19 protein-coding genes are annotated in these 16,527 nt (G+C 68.6%); 9 read left to right on the top strand and 10 right to left on the bottom strand.

Going from position 1 to position 16,527, the window contains the following annotated elements; genetic code table 11:
* The first annotated feature begins 13 nt into the window (after nucleotides 1-13).
* The 3 genes from AOZ06_RS41025 (at nucleotide 14) to AOZ06_RS41015 (ending at nucleotide 3,229) form a co-directional block, all read left to right on the top strand.
* Nucleotides 14-925, top strand: a complete 912-nt coding sequence (locus AOZ06_RS41025; protein ID WP_054294294.1) for a hypothetical protein — start codon at nucleotides 14-16, stop codon at nucleotides 923-925.
* Between the two features lie 259 nt (nucleotides 926-1,184).
* The gene (locus AOZ06_RS41020; protein WP_083472848.1) at nucleotides 1,185-2,582 is read left to right on the top strand and encodes an MFS transporter; all 1,398 of its coding nucleotides are present in this window, start codon (nucleotides 1,185-1,187) and stop codon (nucleotides 2,580-2,582) included.
* Between the two features lie 107 nt (nucleotides 2,583-2,689).
* The gene (locus AOZ06_RS41015) at nucleotides 2,690-3,229 is read left to right on the top strand and encodes a hypothetical protein (protein ID WP_054294293.1); all 540 of its coding nucleotides are present in this window, start codon (nucleotides 2,690-2,692) and stop codon (nucleotides 3,227-3,229) included.
* 15 nt (nucleotides 3,230-3,244) lie between these two features.
* Here the strand turns inward: AOZ06_RS41015 and AOZ06_RS41010 are convergent, their stop codons facing one another.
* Complete coding sequence (locus tag AOZ06_RS41010) at nucleotides 3,245-3,499, bottom strand: hypothetical protein (protein WP_225953023.1); 255 nt, start codon at nucleotides 3,497-3,499, stop codon at nucleotides 3,245-3,247.
* Nucleotides 3,500-3,535: 36 nt separating this feature from the next.
* Here AOZ06_RS41010 and AOZ06_RS41005 point away from each other — a divergent pair, with 36 nt between their 5' ends.
* Nucleotides 3,536-3,841, top strand: a complete 306-nt coding sequence (locus AOZ06_RS41005) for a hypothetical protein (RefSeq protein ID WP_157233521.1) — start codon at nucleotides 3,536-3,538, stop codon at nucleotides 3,839-3,841.
* On the opposite strand, the gene AOZ06_RS41000 is transcribed toward AOZ06_RS41005, so the two are convergent.
* Nucleotides 3,817-5,022, bottom strand: coding sequence for an MFS transporter (locus AOZ06_RS41000; protein WP_054294290.1), 1,206 nt, complete (start codon nucleotides 5,020-5,022; stop codon nucleotides 3,817-3,819). The two genes, AOZ06_RS41005 and AOZ06_RS41000, sit on opposite strands and share 25 nt — an antisense overlap.
* A 179-nt stretch (nucleotides 5,023-5,201) precedes the next feature.
* Between AOZ06_RS41000 and AOZ06_RS40995 the strand changes: the two genes are divergently transcribed.
* Nucleotides 5,202-5,420, top strand: a complete 219-nt coding sequence (locus AOZ06_RS40995; RefSeq protein ID WP_054294289.1) for a hypothetical protein — start codon at nucleotides 5,202-5,204, stop codon at nucleotides 5,418-5,420.
* Here AOZ06_RS40995 and AOZ06_RS40990 read toward each other — a convergent pair.
* The 4 genes from AOZ06_RS40990 to AOZ06_RS40975 form a co-directional block, all read right to left on the bottom strand.
* On the bottom strand, nucleotides 5,396-5,878 hold the full coding sequence (locus tag AOZ06_RS40990) for a hypothetical protein (RefSeq protein ID WP_054294288.1): 483 nt from the start codon (nucleotides 5,876-5,878) through the stop codon (nucleotides 5,396-5,398). The genes AOZ06_RS40995 and AOZ06_RS40990 overlap by 25 nt on opposite strands.
* A 14-nt stretch (nucleotides 5,879-5,892) precedes the next feature.
* Nucleotides 5,893-9,294 (bottom strand): hypothetical protein, encoded by a 3,402-nt coding sequence (locus tag AOZ06_RS40985; RefSeq protein ID WP_054294287.1) that lies wholly within the window; start codon nucleotides 9,292-9,294, stop codon nucleotides 5,893-5,895.
* A 156-nt stretch (nucleotides 9,295-9,450) separates the two neighbouring features.
* A complete protein-coding gene (gene lipB, locus AOZ06_RS40980; protein WP_218921866.1) occupies nucleotides 9,451-9,957 on the bottom strand; it encodes a lipoyl(octanoyl) transferase LipB in 507 nt (168 codons plus the stop codon).
* A 39-nt stretch (nucleotides 9,958-9,996) separates the two neighbouring features.
* A complete protein-coding gene (locus AOZ06_RS40975; RefSeq protein WP_054294286.1) occupies nucleotides 9,997-10,704 on the bottom strand; it encodes an SDR family oxidoreductase in 708 nt (235 codons plus the stop codon).
* Nucleotides 10,705-10,773: 69 nt separating this feature from the next.
* Between AOZ06_RS40975 and AOZ06_RS40970 the strand changes: the two genes are divergently transcribed.
* Nucleotides 10,774-11,628 carry a LysR family transcriptional regulator gene (locus AOZ06_RS40970; protein ID WP_218921865.1) on the top strand — a complete coding sequence of 285 codons (855 nt, stop codon included), beginning with the start codon at nucleotides 10,774-10,776 and terminating at the stop codon, nucleotides 11,626-11,628.
* On the opposite strand, the gene AOZ06_RS40965 is transcribed toward AOZ06_RS40970, so the two are convergent.
* From AOZ06_RS40965 to AOZ06_RS40955, 3 genes are read right to left on the bottom strand one after another with little or no spacing between them, the layout of a single operon-like run.
* The gene (locus AOZ06_RS40965; RefSeq protein WP_054294285.1) at nucleotides 11,579-12,346 is read right to left on the bottom strand and encodes an alpha/beta fold hydrolase; all 768 of its coding nucleotides are present in this window, start codon (nucleotides 12,344-12,346) and stop codon (nucleotides 11,579-11,581) included. The genes AOZ06_RS40970 and AOZ06_RS40965 overlap by 50 nt on opposite strands.
* Nucleotides 12,347-12,376: 30 nt before the next feature.
* On the bottom strand, nucleotides 12,377-13,300 hold the full coding sequence (locus AOZ06_RS40960) for a sigma-70 family RNA polymerase sigma factor (protein WP_054294284.1): 924 nt from the start codon (nucleotides 13,298-13,300) through the stop codon (nucleotides 12,377-12,379).
* Nucleotides 13,297-13,872, bottom strand: coding sequence for a TetR/AcrR family transcriptional regulator (locus AOZ06_RS40955; protein ID WP_054294283.1), 576 nt, complete (start codon nucleotides 13,870-13,872; stop codon nucleotides 13,297-13,299). Before AOZ06_RS40955 ends, AOZ06_RS40960 begins: the two co-directional genes overlap by 4 nt.
* A 61-nt stretch (nucleotides 13,873-13,933) precedes the next feature.
* Between AOZ06_RS40955 and AOZ06_RS40950 the strand changes: the two genes are divergently transcribed.
* Nucleotides 13,934-14,779 (top strand): SCO6745 family protein, encoded by an 846-nt coding sequence (locus AOZ06_RS40950; protein WP_236951901.1) that lies wholly within the window; start codon nucleotides 13,934-13,936, stop codon nucleotides 14,777-14,779.
* Nucleotides 14,780-14,789: 10 nt separating this feature from the next.
* Nucleotides 14,790-15,134, top strand: coding sequence for a VOC family protein (locus tag AOZ06_RS40945; protein WP_054294281.1), 345 nt, complete (start codon nucleotides 14,790-14,792; stop codon nucleotides 15,132-15,134).
* On the opposite strand, the gene AOZ06_RS40940 is transcribed toward AOZ06_RS40945, so the two are convergent.
* Complete coding sequence (locus AOZ06_RS40940; protein ID WP_054294280.1) at nucleotides 15,112-15,957, bottom strand: LysR family transcriptional regulator; 846 nt, start codon at nucleotides 15,955-15,957, stop codon at nucleotides 15,112-15,114. The genes AOZ06_RS40945 and AOZ06_RS40940 overlap by 23 nt on opposite strands.
* Before the next feature lie 85 nt (nucleotides 15,958-16,042).
* Between AOZ06_RS40940 and AOZ06_RS40935 the strand changes: the two genes are divergently transcribed.
* On the top strand, nucleotides 16,043-16,477 hold the full coding sequence (locus AOZ06_RS40935; RefSeq protein ID WP_054294279.1) for a nuclear transport factor 2 family protein: 435 nt from the start codon (nucleotides 16,043-16,045) through the stop codon (nucleotides 16,475-16,477).
* Nucleotides 16,478-16,527: the final 50 nt, after the last annotated feature.

Genomic DNA, 16,527 nt, shown 5'->3' with positions numbered 1-16,527 from the left:
TAGCCTCACCGGTATGGCGGAGGTCGTGCTCGTCCACGGGATCGCGCAGGAGCAGAAGTCGGCGGACGGACTGGAGGCCGACTGGCTGCCCAGCCTGGCCGGTGGTGTCCGGGTCGCCGGGCATCCCGAGCTGGCCGACCGGCTGTACCGGACCAGGGACATCGACGTCAGGATGGCTTTTTACGGCGACTTGTTCCTGCCGCGGGACCAGCAGGGCGGCGCCGAGGAGCTCGACGAGGCCGAGTGGGAGTTCGCCGGACAGCTCGGCCGGGAGTGGCTGCGGCGTGTCGCCGAGGACGCCAGCCGCGAGTCCGAACGTGTGCTGGCCGAGCGCGAGCTGGCCGAGACGACAGGGGAGACCCAGGGCGTCCGTGCCGCGCTCCGGCCGGTGGTCAACAGCCTGACCAGGGTGAAGCCGTTCGCTCGGTTCGGGGTCGCGCTGGCCGAGCGCATGGTGGTGAAGGCATTGCGGCAGGTCACGCGGTATCTGACTGATGAGGACACGCGTGCGGAGATCCAGCGGCGCGTCGCGGTGCTGCTCGACGAGGACACCCAGGTCGTCATCGCCCATTCACTCGGTTCGGTGGTCGCCTACGAAGCCGCTCACCAGCTCGGCCGTCCGCTGCCGTTGCTGGTCACATGTGGGTCGCCGCTGGGACTGCGCAGTGTCGTCTACGACCGGCTGCGGCCTCAGCCTCCGGCGGTCCCGCCGCAGGTCAGACGCTGGATCAACGTGGTCGACCAGGACGATCTGGTGGCCGCGCGGCCGGAGCTGACCTCGATGTTCCCCGGTGCTCAAGGCGTGCTCGAGAGCGTCTACACCGTCGACAACGGCGCCAAGCCGCACGAGGCGACGTTTTACCTGGCCAAGCGGCAGATCGGTCTGCCTGTCGCGGAAACGTTGACTGGACATCACAACCAGTGACGAGGTGTACTCGAAGACCGCGGTACGGCGGTCTGGGGGTACGCCGTGCCGCGACCTGTCGCCGACAGCACGTTCACTGAGATCGCCACGGCGGCGTCCAAGGTGTGGAACGCGGACAAACCGGCGGATACGAACACAAAGGTCAACGGCAGATCCCTGGCGTGATGCGGAACTGCGTGGCAGCGACGACTATGGACCCGTGGAAGAACCGGATCCGCGTCGGTGGCGCGCACTCTCCGTGACCCTCGGCGTCGGGTTCATGACCCTGCTGGACGTCAGCATCGTCAACGTCGCGCTGCCGTCGATGCAGATCGGGCTGCAGGCGGGCGCCGGAGCCGTGCAGTGGGTGGTCTCCGGTTACGCGCTGACCTTCGGGCTCACGCTGGTCGCGGGCGGCAGGCTGGGCGACGCGCTCGGCCGCAGGCGGATCTTCATGCTCGCGCTGGCCGGGTTCGTGGTGACCAGCGCGCTGGCCGGGGCGGCGCCGTCGATCGAGCTGCTGATCATCGCCCGGCTGTTGCAAGGTGCGACAGCCGGGATGCTCACGCCGCAGAGCTCGGGGCTCATCCAGAACCTGTTCCACGGCGCCGAACGCGGCAAGGCGTTCGGGTTCATGGGTGCGACGATCGGCATATCCACCGCGGTCGGTCCGGTGCTCGGTGGTCTGATCATCGCCGCGTTCGGTGCGGAATCCGGTTGGCGGTGGGTGTTCTACGTCAACGTGCCGATCGGGATCGCCGCGCTGATCGTCGCCGCCCGCGTACTGCCCAAAGAGGACCGTCGCGGTGTCGGTGTCCGGTCCGAGATCGACTTCGCCGGCGCCGCGTTGCTCGGCGCGGCGGTGGTGGCCCTGCTGTTCCCGATCGTCCAAGTGGAGAGCGGGAAACTCGGGCAGTGGTGGTGGTTGCTCCCGATCGCCGTCGTACTGGGATTCCTGTTCGTCCGCTGGGAGAAGAACGCGGGCGGGCGCGGTCGTGCGCCGCTGCTGGACCTGCGGTTGTTCACCACCACGAAGGGCTATTCGTCCGGCGTGGCTATCGGCACGGTGTATTTCTCCGGATTCTCCGGCATCTTCGTGGTGATGGCGATGTTCTTCCAGACTGGTTTGCAGTACACCGCATTGCAATCGGGGTTGGTCGTAACGTCGTTCGCGCTCGGCTCCTCGGTTTCGTCGGCGGTGGCTGGACGGCTGGTGGCCAAGTGGGGCCGCCGGATCACGGTGACCGCACTGAGCGCAGTCGTCATAGGACTTGTCGGCAGTGCGGTAGTCGTCCTTGTCGCACCGGCTGACGAGGTCGGGTTCTGGATCACGATCCCGTTGCTGGTCGCGGGACTCGGTGGTGGTGCGGTGATCTCACCGAACATCACCATGGCGCTGGAGAACGTGCCGACACACATGGCAGGTGCCGCTGGTGGCGCGCTGCAGACAGGGCAGCGAATCGGCACAGCCGTCGGGACAGCGTTGATGGTGGCGGCGTATCACGCCGGAGCCAACCTCGCGGACGGGCGCCCGAACGTCGGCGCGGCCGTGGCATTCGGGACCGCGACGCTGGCCACGCTCGTCGCGCTGAGTCTTGCGCTCAGGGAACTGCGGTCTCGCAGAACCTGCAACGTCGATGAAAATTTGTCCCAACGGTCTGTGATATCCGGTCAGTAACTATTACGCTTCCCCTTCGGTTCCACCCTGCAGGCAGCAAATGATCACGCACCGCCGGTGCTCCCGGCGGTATTGGTGCTGCCAGAGAATCGAAGGAGCAAGATCGGATGCGCCACTTACTCGTTCGCTCATTGATCATTTCCGCGGTCGCCACCCTCGGTGTTTTCACCGCCGGTGCCGCCCATGCCTCCGTCTCCGGGCCCGAGCAGGATCCCGTCTTCGCGGCACCGCCGGGAACCGCCGAAATCCAGGTGGCCAAGCTGACCCACGCCCAGGCGACGGCACGGCTGCGGGCCGCGGGCATCACCTGGTCGTCCAGCGGCGGCTGCAGCGACCGCAACAAGCCCAACTGCACGTCGTTCGAGCAGGTCAACCTGGCCACCATCCAGGGCGCGGAAACCCTCAAAGGGGCAAGCGGCTGCGCGTTGAACGTCACGGGCGGCACGGAGACCGGCCACGCCAGCGGTACCTACAGCCACTGGAACGGCTACAAGCTCGACTTCGGTCTCGCCACGTGCGTCAACAACTACGTGCGCAACAACTTCACGTCCGTCGGTGGCAACCAGTGGCGGTCGGGCTCCGGCAACATCTACTACCTGGAGTCGAACCACTGGGATGTCACGTACTACAACTGCGGCGGCTGCTGACAGCGTCGCAGCCGGTCAGCGGCGCCCGCGCAGGCTCCAGCCGCCACCACCGCCGGACCTGGCGCGCGTGCCGATACCGGCCAGATGCAAAGCGACGCAGAGTAAACCGGCTGTCACGATCGTCATTCCGTTGATCGTGTCACCGATCGACGCGTCGGCGAGATCGAGGATCAGGGCGAGTGCGAACAGGACTGCGCCGATCACGGCCAACATGGTGCCTCCAACATCGTCGGGCCCACCGAATACCCGCGATGCGGTGGTTTCATTCATGCGACTGGCCGTCAGCGAAATCCACACCCGTACGGAATGATTGATCCAGTGGGCGCCCTGCTGATCTGCTATTCGGTGTCCCGCGTGGGGGTTGACGCTCCAGGCGCGGGGCTGGCCCGGATGATCTCGTCGCTGGGCCGTTGGTGGCATCCGGCCGAGAACGTGTGGCTGGTGTCGACCGGCTACCGCATCGAGGAAGTCCGCGACATCCTCGCCTCACAGCTCGACCTGGGCGATCAGTTGCTGGTCCTCGACATCACCGGCCAACCGTGGGCGTGTTCGGGTGTCTACCCGGAAGCCGAGGCGTGGATGCTCGATCACGTCCGCGGTCCGACCGTGTGAACCTGCCTGGTCCACGCGTAGGTCAACGGGATCGCGACCGCGACACCGGCCATGCCGCAGAACGCGACGGCGAGCGATGCGCCGCTCAGATCAGCCAGCGACCCCGCGACCAGAGCGCCGATGCCTTGCGCGGTAAGGGCTGCCGTCGCGAGCAGGCCGATTCCCTGCGCGCGTCCGGTGTCGGGCAGTAACCGTGTCGCGGTTGCGGCACATTGGAGCGTGTACGCCGTGCTGAAGGCGCCGGTCAGTCCGAAGAGGATCATGGATGTGGTCAGTTCCGGCCGGAAAACGCAGAACACCAGAGGGATTCCCGCGAGGATACCCATCAGCGCCAGTGACCGCAGCCGGTTGGCTTCGGTGACGTAGCGGGTGAACACGTACGCCCCGACGATGCTGCCGACCGGATGGCTGGCCATGATCAGGCCCACGGCGAGCGCACCGAGCCCGAGCTCGGCGGCGTACGGCGCGGCCAGGCTCTCCGGCGCGATGTAGAACAACGACAACCACGACACCAGCGCGATCAGCCGCAGTCGCGGATCCCGCCACACCGAACCGAACGCCGTCAGCCGGACGGGGTCCTTCGCGGACCTGGCGGACGGCCGCCACCGCACACCCACCTGGATGATCAACGCGGACAAGGCGAACGTGGCCGCGTCCAACCCCAACGCCAGGTACGGATCGAGCAGGCTGACCAGCAAACCGCCGCCCGCGAACCCGGCGACCTGGGACGACTGCACGGTGACGTTGCGGACGGCCAGTCCGACGACATAACGCTGTTCGTCGAGAATGTCCGGCAACAGAGCCAGTTGCGCCGCCTTGAACGGCCCGTTGGCCATCACCACAACCGTCAACAGGAGACACAGCAGCCACAGCGGAACGCCGGGGATCGCCATCGCGGCCACGAGCACCGCGCGCACGACGTCGGAGACGACCATGACGGTCCGGCGCGGGAACCGGTCACCCAGGCCCGCGAGCAGCAGCCCGCCGATCATGGTCGGCAGGTAGGTCAGCGCGAAGGTCAGCCCGGTCAGCGCGGCCGAGTTGGTGCGCTGGTAGACCAGGACCGACAGCGCGACGCGGGCCAATTGGTCCCCTGCCTGGGACAGCAGCTCCGCGAACCAGAGCGCCCGGAACTCGCCGACGGCCAGCACTGACCGGAAGGTCACCGCCCCAGCTGTCATCTACTCAGCGTATTCGCGTCAGCACACCGTGTGAATCCTGTATTCGAGGGATACTTCCGGCCCTCTTTTCCGTCAAAGACATGTCGATCCGGCAGGGGGCCGGTCGACGAATAGGTACACGAGAGTGACCACGGGTTGGCTGAGAGGTCCATCACACCTCCGGCCGGGGAAGGGGAACCATGAACGCCACCATCATCAGCCACCGGGACCGTGCCGTGCTGCGTGCCGTCGCCGCGGGCCGCTGCGAGATCGCCGGGCAGTGCCTGCGCATCGACGGCCTGATCTGCTGCGACCAGTTCGCCGCGATGCGCCTGACCCAGGCGGGCCTGATCACCGGCGCGGACCGTGAACCAGCGAGACTCACACCATCGGGTCAAGCGCTGCTGGAGGCCGCATGACCTGACACTCCGCCCTGGGTGAGCGCTGCGAGCAGACGGGCACGGAACTCGATGTGGATGTCGCCACCGGGGAACAGCTGCTCGCCGGTGAGCCGCTCGTAGGACTGCGCCACGTCCTCGTCGATGGCGTGTGCGGCGCTGACCGTCGGCACGTCCAGCGGCACGGCGGCGATCGCACTGATCACCGTGTCCTCGAAGGTGATCCGGGCCCAGCCGACCGACCCGCACGCCGGGCACGTCCACGTCGCCAGCAGCTGGATCGGCTCGCCGGCGGCCGGTTCGCGCAACACCGGGTAGTGCACGCGGATGGCACGCCACGTGAAGTCCGGATCGCTTTCGCCGACCGTCCAGAACCCGCTGTCCGCCAGTGGCGTGACCAGTTCGGTGGACTCGTCCGCGGGGGACGTGGTGCCGCACGCGGGGCACTTCAGTGCGGCGACGAAGTACGCAGAGGGCATCTGGAGTCCTGTTTCTACAGTCCTACGGGGATCACGAGCAGCCTGCGGCCGTTGACGATTATCTCGAAGCCGCCGGGATTCGCCCGAGCCAGCCGCGACGCGGCACTGCCGGGGCCCGCCGCGGGCGGCGTGACCGACACGGCCCACCCGGCGAGGCGTTCGAACACGTTGCCGTCCGCGGTCATGAACGTGGGCACGCCACCACCCTCCACCTGCGCGAACAACGCGTCCGCGACCACCGTGCGGTCCCGGATGCCTTCCGCCTTGCCGACCGGTGTCGGCGCTGTCGTGCTCGACGGGGTCCACGGCCTGGCAGGCGGGCTTTCCAGATCGGTCAGGACCTGCCGGTACGCGGCACTGTTGCGGTCGATGTCCACCGCGAGACCAGCCGGGCGCTCGACCGCACCGAGATCCGCCGCAGCGCCACCGAGCGGCTTGTGCACCGCGTTGACGCCTGTCTCACCCATGACCGTGGCCGGTGCCCGCAGCCGCCCCATGATCGACTCCAGCGCCGCCTGGTTCGGCGGGACGAGCGTGCCTGTGGCGTCCAGCGGCTGGCCGAGCTGCGCGAACAGCTGCTGGATCATGCGCTGTTCGATCGGTTGCAACGCGCTGTAGTCCACACCGGCCAACATCGCGCGCACGGTCGACAGTGTCTGGTTGTCCACGATGAGGTCGCCCGCGCCCGCCGCCGCGTACCCCTCGGTCTCGGCGGCCTGGACAGTGCCGCGCAGGAACCGGCGCAGCCGGTCCCAGCTGCCCGCGTCGGCGTACTGGGTCAGAATTCGCCGTGCCGCACCGGTTTCCTGCTGGTCGAGGAACGCGACCAGGTCACGGGGGTCGATCTCGGCGACCACTCTGGCCAGCAGGCTGTTGTCGAACGCGTCCAGCAGGCGCGTCGCTGCGCGTGGCGTGACTCCGCGCATGCCGGTGATCACTTCGGGCGTCATCCGGGCGAGTAGTGCCTGTGCTTCCAGGCCGGACATCTCCGTCGCGGCCCAGCGGACCGCGTCCGCGCCGTGCGTCGTGACCAGCGAGGTGAGGTCGGCGGCGGGCAGGTCGCCGGTCAGGCGCAGCAACGCTTCCGGCCCGCCGACCTCGCCGAGCAGCGTGATCAAGTCGTCGGGGTTGCGCATCCGTTCGAGCAGTTGCCCGAGTTTGCGCGTGTCGCTGACCAGGTCGAGCAGCGCGGGCAGCTTGCTCACGTCGCTGATCCTGTCGACGATCAGCATCAGCTCCTCGACGTCACGGACCCGGCCGAGCAGCGTGAGCGCCAGATCCGCGTCACGGACCTTCTCCAGCACCCGCACCACGTTCACCGCTTCGGCCAGATCCAGCAGCCTGGCGAGCTTCCCGAGGTCCGGCACCAGGTTGACGAGCTTGATCGCCAGCGCCAGGTTGCCCGCCCTGGCCACCAGCGCGCGGAAGCCGGAGATCTGCGCGAACACCTTCAGCCGCGCCAGGATCCCGGTACCGGTGAACGCCAGCGCGGCCTCGAAGATCGCCCGGCCGACCAGCTCCCCGCGCTGCCGCCAGGTCAGATCCGGCCGGGTGATGGCGAGGTAGACGTAGTAGATCGCCGCGATCGCACCGACGATGACGCCGATGACCAGCAGGACCTTCCCGGCGAACGCGAGCACCGCGGCGATCGCGGCGAGCACCGCCGCGCCCTTGATCACCAGCACGACCACCGCGATCACGAGCACCACCACGACGATCGCGACCGCGATCCAGAACAGCGGGGTCTTGACCGCGTCCCAGACGCCCTTGAGCAGCGCGACCGCGCCGTTCCAGATCCCCTCGGCCAGGCCCGCGCAGAAGTTCCACACCGAGTCGAAGAAGCCGCTCTCCTCCACGATCCGGTCGACGCTGACCTCGATGTCGCGCTCGAACCGTTCCACCGCACGGTCTTCGTCACGCAACGCGGTGTCGACCTCGTCGTGCAACTCGTCGGTGTGCTCGGCCAGCTTCCGGTCCCACTGGGTGCCGAGGTCCCTGATCGCGCGGTCGAGTTCGCCGCCCACCTCGTCGGTGACCACGCCCATGCTGCGCGTGCCCTCGTCGGTGGTGTCGTGCATCTGCTGCGCTGTGGCCTGCATGGTCTCGTCGACCGGTCCGCCGAAATCCGCGCCGGCCTGCTGGGCGCTGTCGGTCAGGGCCTGTGCGTAGTCGATCAGTGTGGTCTCGGCGTCGCCGGTGGTCTGGTCCAGGCTGCCGAGGAACTGCGTCGCCAGTTCGTCGATCCGGGCCTCGCGTTCGCTCGCCGCGGCCAGCAACTCCCCGTGTGCCTCGTCGACGATCGGCTGGTAGCCGGCGATGTCCTGGTTTTCCCGCACGAACGCGGCCAGGTCGTCGGCCAGTGCCTCCGCCGGTCTGGTGAGCTGGGTGATCGTGGTGGCGACGGACTCGTCGACCGACGCGTCGAACACCGCCGCCTGGCCGCGGATCTCGGCGGCGCGCCGGACGGACTCGTCTCGCAACGACGTGCCGAGCTGGGTCGCCTCCGCGTTGATCCGGGCGGTCGCGGAGCGTGCGATCTCACGCAGCGTGTCCTTGGTGCGGTCCCGGTTGTCCAGGATCTGGGTGCGGGCGTCGGTGCGCGGCTGGTCGAGATCCCGTGCGGTCTGGGCGGCTTCGTCGCGGAAGTGCCCGCCGAGTTCGGCCGACTTGGTCCGCACGCCGGTAGCCACCGCGGTGCCTGTCCGGGTCAGCTCGGCGATCACGTCACGCCGTGCCGTTTCCACGGTGTCGCGGATTTCCGAGGCTTGCTCGTGACTGCGGTACCGCTCGATCTCGGCGGTGGCGATCTCGTCCGCGCGACGCGTGCGTTCGGCCGTCCCGGTGTCTGCCCGATCGGCTTGCTCGGTGCCTTTTTGCTCGGCCACGGCTGCCTTTTCGTCGGCGTGCCGGGCCACTGCGGCACGCTTCTCCTCGATCACGCGGTCGAGGCGTTGCAGTTCGGCGTCCGCGGCGGCGTCCACTCTGGCCAGTTCGGCTTCGAGGTTGCCGTCGATGGTCGCCTGCGCGGTGGACGCGTGTTGCTGAACCACACCAAGGGCGTCCGCGTGTGCTTGCTCGACCGCCACCGCTTTGGTGTCGGCCGTCGTGCGGTAACGCTGCTTCGATGCGTCCGCGGTTGTCCTGATCTGGTCGGCTTGTGCCGTGCTGTGCGCGAGGACCGCCATTCGCCGTGCCTCGATGTCCGCGGCCAGGCTGAGGAACTCCGGTGTGCTCGGCGGGACGACCGCGACCGGCGCCGGGCTCGACATCATCCGTGTCACCGCGGCATTGCCCGCCGACGCCTGCAACGCGAGCAGCGAATCCGCCGGGGAACGCGGCGCCGCCCCGGCCGTGACCGGCGCGGCGGCGACAGGGGCGGCGGTGTCGGCGGTCGGTACCGAATGTTCGGGCGGCACGTCGCCAAACTATGCCGATCCGGCCGGTATCACCTGCCCCAACGGGCATCAGTTGGGACAGAACAGGATTAGGTCAAATGGCGCCCAAGGCCGCGGCGACGGCGGCACGGACGGTGTTCTCGGCAGGCACGTCACCGGTCAGCTCCGCCAGCGACGTCATCGGCACGTCGGCAGGCCGCACGCGACGAACGACTGGTACACCGACAGATCCGGGTCGATGTTCAGCGAGAACCCGTGACTGGTCACGCCACGGCGGATGCGCATCCCGATGGACCCGAGCTTGCGGTGGTCCGGCGTCCACACCCCGACCAGGCTCTGCCCGCCCGGCGGGGTGTCGCGGCGGACCAGCGTGAACCCCAGCGAGTCCAGCGCGGTGATCAGGCCGTTCTCCAGCCACCGGACGATGTCGCCGGGCCCGCGCTGGTGCAGGTCGATGACCAGGTAGCCGACCAGCTGGCCGGGACCGTGGTAGGTGGCCTGCCCGCCGCGGTCCACCGGGATCACCGGGACGTCCCCATGGCTGGGCAGTTCGGCGGGCGGGGTGCGCGCGCCGTACGTGATCGTCGGCGGATGGGTGAGCATCACCAGGCGGTCCTCGATCAGGCCGCCCTGGCGTTGCTCGACCCAGCCACGCATGTCCTCGATCGCATCGAGGTACGGCACTTCCCCAGATCGATCCTCTTCACACCACTCAGGTTAGCCCTACCAAGCCACTTCGCCCTCGTCGTTGAAGAACCTCCCTGTCGGGCCGTCGTCACCGATCGTGGCCAGCCGCACGGAGATCGCCGCGCCCTGGGCGGGTGTCCGGAAACCCTTGTGTTCGGTGAGGTCCGTGTCGCAGTAGCCGGGGTCCGTGGCGTTGACGAGGATTCCGGATTCGCGCAGTTCCTTGGCGTACTGGACAGTCAACGCGTTCAGGGCGGTCTTCGACACGGGATACGCCGCACCCGCGGGCATCGCGGCGTACTGTCCGGTCATCTCGGTCAGCGACCCGACACCGCTGGAGACGTTGACGATCCGGGCACCGGCTGAGCGCGACAGCAAGGGCAGCACGGCGTTGGTGACCGTGATGACACCGAAGACGTTGGTGTCGAACACCCTCCGCATCACGTCGAGGGGCACCTTGCTCGGCTCCTGGCCCCAGCCGCCGGTGATGCCCGCGTTGTTGACCAGCACGTCCAGCTTGCCGAACCGCTCGTCGATCCACGCGGCGGCCTGCCGCGCGGTCTCCGGCTCGGTCACGTCCAGTGCCACCGATTCGGCGTTCAGCTCCTTGGCTGCCTGCTCGCGCCGGTGTGCGTCCCGCGCGCCGATGACCACGGTCATCCCCAGTGCGGCGAGCTGCGCGGCGATCTCGTAGCCGATTCCCTTGTTGGCCCCGGTCACCAACGCGATCTTCGTTTCGGTCATGTCTCCAGCTCAGCACCTGCCCGGCCGCGACACCATGACCTGATCCGCCGGGAACGATACCCTGACGGTATGGATTGGCTGGAGACGCGCGAGCTCCTGTACTTCGTGACAGTCGCCGACGAACTGCACTTCGGCCGCGCCGCCGAGCGGCTGCGCATCGCCCAGCCGCCGCTGTCCCGTGCGATCCGGCAGCTCGAACAACGCCTCGGGGTGACGCTGTTCGAACGCACCAGTCGCAAGGTCCAGTTGACCGACGCCGGTTCGGTGCTGGTGCACGAAGCCCGCAAAGCGCTGGACGCCGTCGCCGCGGCGAGCCGCCGGACGCGCCGTGTCACGCGACCGCGACTGGTCCTGGCGATGAAAGCCGGCGGGGACGGCGGCATGCTCCAGGACATCCTCGACGTCTACACGAGCGAACCCGACGCGCTGCCAGTGGAGCTGTTCGTCTGCGGCATCGGCGAGCAATCGCTTGCTCTGCGCGACGGGCGCGCCGACGTGGCGATCCTGCACCTGCCGTACGACGACGTCTCGGGCTTCGACACCGAGCAGCTACGCACGGAAAGCGCGGTCGCGATCCTGCCCGCCCGGCACCGGCTCGCCGGCCGGGAACGGCTCTGGATGGCCGATCTGGACGGCGAACCGATGCCGCGCTGGCGCGGGATGCCGGGCGACGGACCGCTGGTGCGCGACGCGGCTCAACTCATGCAACTCGTAGCTGTCGGCCAGGTGGTCGCTGTGCTTCCTTCGTCCGCACGGATCGGGCTGCGCGAGGACCTCGTCGCTGTGCCCGTTGTGGACGGTCCGATCTCGGCAATCCTGGTCGGATGGCCGGAACGGTCGTCCTCACGGGCCGTCGCGGCGTTCGCCCGTGCGGCTACTGCTGTTGCTGAGCGAGAATGCCTCCCGCACGTCGAACGGGCATGAGCGGCGCGGGCTCGGTGGTCAGGAAGTCGCTGACCAACCGGGTCACCAGGTCCGGCCGTTCGAAGAGCACCAGGTGCGAGGCCGCGGGGACGATGCCCAGCTGGGAGTCCGGGATCGCCTCGTACATGTCGACGACGTGCCGCAAGTGGATCATGTCGTCGTCGGCGACGAGGATCAGCGTCGGGCTGGTGACAGCACGAGGATCCACCGCCGCGTCCAGCTCCATCGCGGCGAACTTGTCGAACACCACAGGGAAATGGTCGCGGCCGTCGGGGGAGACCTCCGCGTAGCGGTCGACCAGTTCCGGTGGCATCTGCGCGCCCGGCTCGGGCAGGAACATCCAGCCGTCCTTGTTGTACGCGGTGCTCACCAGCACGAGCTTGCGCACGAGGTCCGGTCGCCGCAACGCGAACGCCAGCGCGAAGAAGGCGCCGGAGCTGTACCCGGCGACGTGGGCGGGCCCGCCGACCACCTCCTCGACGAACGCGGCCACGTCGTCGACGAGCATGTCCAGGCTGACCGGGCCGTCGACGTCGGGCGTGTGGCCGTGACCGCGCCTGTCCAGCAGGTGGACCTTGAACTTCGCCGAAAGTGTCCGCAAGTTGCCGTCGAAGTCCCGCGAGTCGGAGAAACCGCCGTGCAGCAGCACGAGCGGTTCGCCCTCGCCTTCGGTGTCGTACCACGAGCGAACGTTGTTGATCGTCACGTATTCGGCCACGATTCCCCTCCTGTGTTTGCCGTACACGACCTAGGACGAAGCAGCACCCGTGAACTCATCGCCGCGCAGCCCGAACAGTGGGAACAGGTGCCCGGCCTGCAGATATGTCGTCGTGTGCGTGACGAGTCCACCTGAGACCTCGTAGACCTGCAGCGCGAACGGCCTGCCCTCCAGGTACTGGCCGTACACGGGTGCGCCGTTGGCGAAACCGGCGGGCACGAACTTCGAGATCTTGCAGACGGCCTCCGGGCCCGCGCCGCGCAGCGCGGCCATGATCTCGTCACGACCGCGCATCCACCAGGTGAACGGCGGCATGGACGACGTGGCGTCCTCGTGCAGCAACGTGATCAGGGTGTCCAGGTCATAGCTCGTGAACGCCCGCATGTAGCGCTCGACGGTGCTCTGCTGGTCGTCGTCCAGCGGTTTCGGACTCGGCCGGGTGGCCAGGGTCGCGCGGGCTCGTTGCAGTGCGCTGTTCACCGACGCGACGCTGGTGTCCAGCAGTTCGGCGACCTCGTCGGCCTTCCACGCCAGGACTTCACGCAGGATCAGCACCGCGCGTTGTTTGGGCGGCAGGTGCTGCAACGCCGCGATGAACGCCATCCGGATGGTTTCCCGTTGCGCGACCACATTCGCCGGGTCCAGGACGCGGGCGTCCGGAATCGGCTGCGTCCAGGTGTTGTCCGGCAACGGTTGCGCGAACGGCGTGCCCGCCGCCGACGGTTCGGCGATGTCCATCGCGACGGCGCGGCGCTGTGCGCTGCGGAGCATGTCGATGCAGATGTTGGTGGCGATCGCGTACAGCCACGACTTCAGCGATCCCTGACGCTGGCCGTCTTTGCGCCACGCGCGAAGGAACGTTTCCTGCACGGCGTCCTCGGCTTCCAGGCTCGCGCCCAGCATGCGGTAGCAGTAGCCCGTCAGCCCCGCCCGGTACTGCTCGAGGTCGGTCATGACTCGATCGTGCCATGGTCGACGAACATCACGCCCGCGAGCGCGCGGAACAGCTCCGCCGGGTCCTGTTCGCCGATGGTCTTGTCGAGGTTGCCCGCCAGCGCCAGCGTGGCGAAGCCGTGCGCGGCCGACCACGCGGCCAGTTGCGTGAGCCGGGCGCTTTGGTCACCGGTCAGCAATTGGACCGTGCCCCGCAACAGCTTGCCGGTGCGTTCGCGTGCGGTGATCAGTTCGGGCGCGTGGCGGTGGTAGAGGTCCGGGCGGTACATCACCGCGAAGTGCCCGGGGTGTCGCATCGCGAACCGCACATACCGCACGCCGAGGTCGATCAGTCTGGTGCGGTCCTCGGCGATCGCCTCTGCTAGCGATTCGGCGAGCAGCTCGTTACCCTCGATCGCGATCGCCGTCAGCAGCCCGGCCTTGTCCTTGAAGTGGTGTGCTGGTGCGGCGTGCGACACGCCCGCCCGGCGGGCGAGGTCACGCAGGCTGATCGCGCTCGGCCCGTCGGCCGCGATCACTTCGAGCGCGGCGTCGAGGACTGCCCGGCGCAGGTCGCCGTGGTGATAGGCCATGCGAGCACCCTACCGTCAATCTTGTCGTTGACAAGATATCGTCGTGCTCCATATCTTGTCAGTGACAAGATTCTGGGAGGACTCCATGCGGCAGATGTGGCAGATGCTCGAACCCGTCCACGCGCTCGTCTACTACGCACCCGAGGTGACCGGGGAGTTCGCCAAGCTCGGCTTCGACGTGGACACCCGGTGGCCGGGTTACTTCCCCTTGCGAGCCGCGCCACTGGGGCCCGCCGGCGCCGAACTCGTCACGGCCACCTTCTACAGCTTCAACCCCGGCATGGTCGCCCGGCACGTCCCAGCCGCGTGGGACATCGCGTCGCCGGCGCAGGTGATCGAAGCACGGCTGCGCGGCGTGGACCGGGCGTTGCGCGGACTGGCCGGCGACCTCGACCTGATCGAGGCGGCGGACCTGGCCACGCAGGTCGCGCTGGCCGCGAACACCGCGGGCCGCCCACTGGCTGCCGCCAACGCCGGACTGCCGTGGCCCGAGGAGCCACACCTGGCTCTGTGGCACGCGAGCACGATCATCCGCGAACACCGCGGCGACGGGCACATCGTGGCACTGCAGGCCGCCGGGCTGGATCCCTGCGAATCGCTGGTGTCCTTCGCCGCCGTCGGCGCCGCACCAGCCGAGGTCTTCGCCAGCCGGGGCTGGAACACCGGGCAGTGGGCCGCCGCCGGGGCCAGGCTGCGAGAGCGCGGCTGGCTGGACGGCGACGGCCAGGCCACCGCCCGCGGCAAGGAGGGCCGGGAAGCGGTCGAGCGCATGACCGACGAGCTGGCGGCGGCGCCGTGGCAGGCCATCAACCCCGGCAGGCTGGCCGAGCTGGTGATGCCCGTCACCATGGCCGCCGTCCAGTCGGGCCTCCTTCCTTCCAAGAGCACACTGGGCCTCAGTCGCTAGGGTCCGCGGCATGGCGATCAATCGAGTGGTCCCCGACGTGCGGTGTGCGGACCTCGGGGCAGCGAAGCGGTTCTACGGCCGGCTCGGGTTCGAGGAAGTGATGGACCACGGGTGGGTCGTCGCGATGGCGTCCCCCACGACCCCCGGCGCGCAGGTGATGTTGATCGAAGCGGATCCGTCCGGCATGCACCCGGTCATGTCGATCGAAGTGGACGACGTGGAAGCCGCGCACGCCGCGATGCGGGCGGACGGCGCCGAGATCGTCTACGCGATCCGTGACGAGCCCTGGGGTGTGCGCCGGTTCTTCGTGCGCGATCCCGACGGTCAGATCGTCAACGTCGTGGCACACCGGTAAGCGCGTCGACGAAGCCGCGTACCCGGGCGTTCTCGTTGGTTGCGCGCCACACCGGTCCCCACTCCAGCACCGGCGCGTCGAGAATCGGCACGTAGGCGATGTCCGGGCGGTCGTGAAACCGTGCCGTGTGCGCGCCGACCGCGAAGATCCCCTTGCCCGCGCTGACGAGTGTCAGGATTTCCTGGAAGGTCTCGGCGCCCGGTCCCCGCGCCGTGCCTTCGAAACTGAGCCCGCACGGCGCCTGGAGGAACACCTGCCCGGCCAGATCGGCGAGGTGCACACCGGACCGCCGGGCCAGGCGGTGGCCCGCGGGCGCGGCGAGCAGCCACTGTTCGGCCAGCAGGACCGGGCCGGTCACCAGATCGCGGCCGTCGAGGGGCAAACAGCCGAGCATGACGTCGATCTCGCCGTCACGCAGGCGTTGCGGTGCATCACCGAGGTGCATTTCCTTCAGGCGCACCGAACAGCCCGGGAACGCCGCCCGGAAACGCTGCTCCGCGCCGACGACCATCCCGGCAGCCGCCGCGCCGACAAAGCCGGCAGTCAGCTCACCGTCGTGGCCTCGTCCCGCCTCGATCGCCCTCGCCAGACCGGCCCGCAGCTGCTCGTACGCCGGGCGCACGTCGTCGACCAGTTGCTTGCCGACGGGCGTGAGCGCGACGTGCCTGCTGGTGCGCTCGAACAGCGGGACGCCGACGCGGCGTTCGAGGTGCCTGATCGTCTGGCTGACGCGGCCGGTGGTCACGTGCAGCCTGCGCGCGGTCCGGCCGAAGTGCAGCTCCTCCGCCAGCGCCAGCAGCGCCTCGACCTCGTGGCGTTCCATCCCTGCCCCCATCGTTGAGCCTGGCTACACGAACGTTGCCCGATCGCTCGTTGTTCCACGCCGACGGCGCGGCGAGGGTGGGGACATGGATTGGATCGAGATCGTCGACGTGCTCTACCGGTTCGGTCGTGGGCAGGACCTGCGTGACCGCGAGCTGTTCGCGTCCGCCTTCGCCGAGGACGCCACAGTGGACTTCCAGCCCGCCGCGGCGAAGTGGGGCGGGGTGAGCCCGCCGATGACCGGCCGCGACACCATCGTGGACACGATCTTCACCGTGCTGTCGGACGTGGACACCACCCACGTCGTGACCAACCCGCGCGTGGAGATCGACGGCGACACCGCGCGGCTGACCGCCATCGTGGAGGCGCAGCACCTGCGCTCAGGTGACCACAGCACGTTCGCGTTGCTGAAGAACTTCTACGACGTGGAGTTGGTGAAAGAAGGCTCCCGCTGGGTGGCGCGCCGGATCGGCATCGACAACGCCTGGTATCAGGGGGAGCCCACTGCGTTCTTCGGGTGAATCAGCCGTTCGTGGGGGCACATCCGCCCGGGTGGCCGTATCCCCGTGCG

Origin of the sequence: Kibdelosporangium phytohabitans (genome assembly GCF_001302585.1) — a bacterium.
Classification (GTDB): domain Bacteria; phylum Actinomycetota; class Actinomycetes; order Mycobacteriales; family Pseudonocardiaceae; genus Kibdelosporangium; species Kibdelosporangium phytohabitans.
The sequence above is the reverse complement of the archived record's forward strand: the minus strand, read 5'-3'. Positions and strand labels throughout refer to the sequence as shown.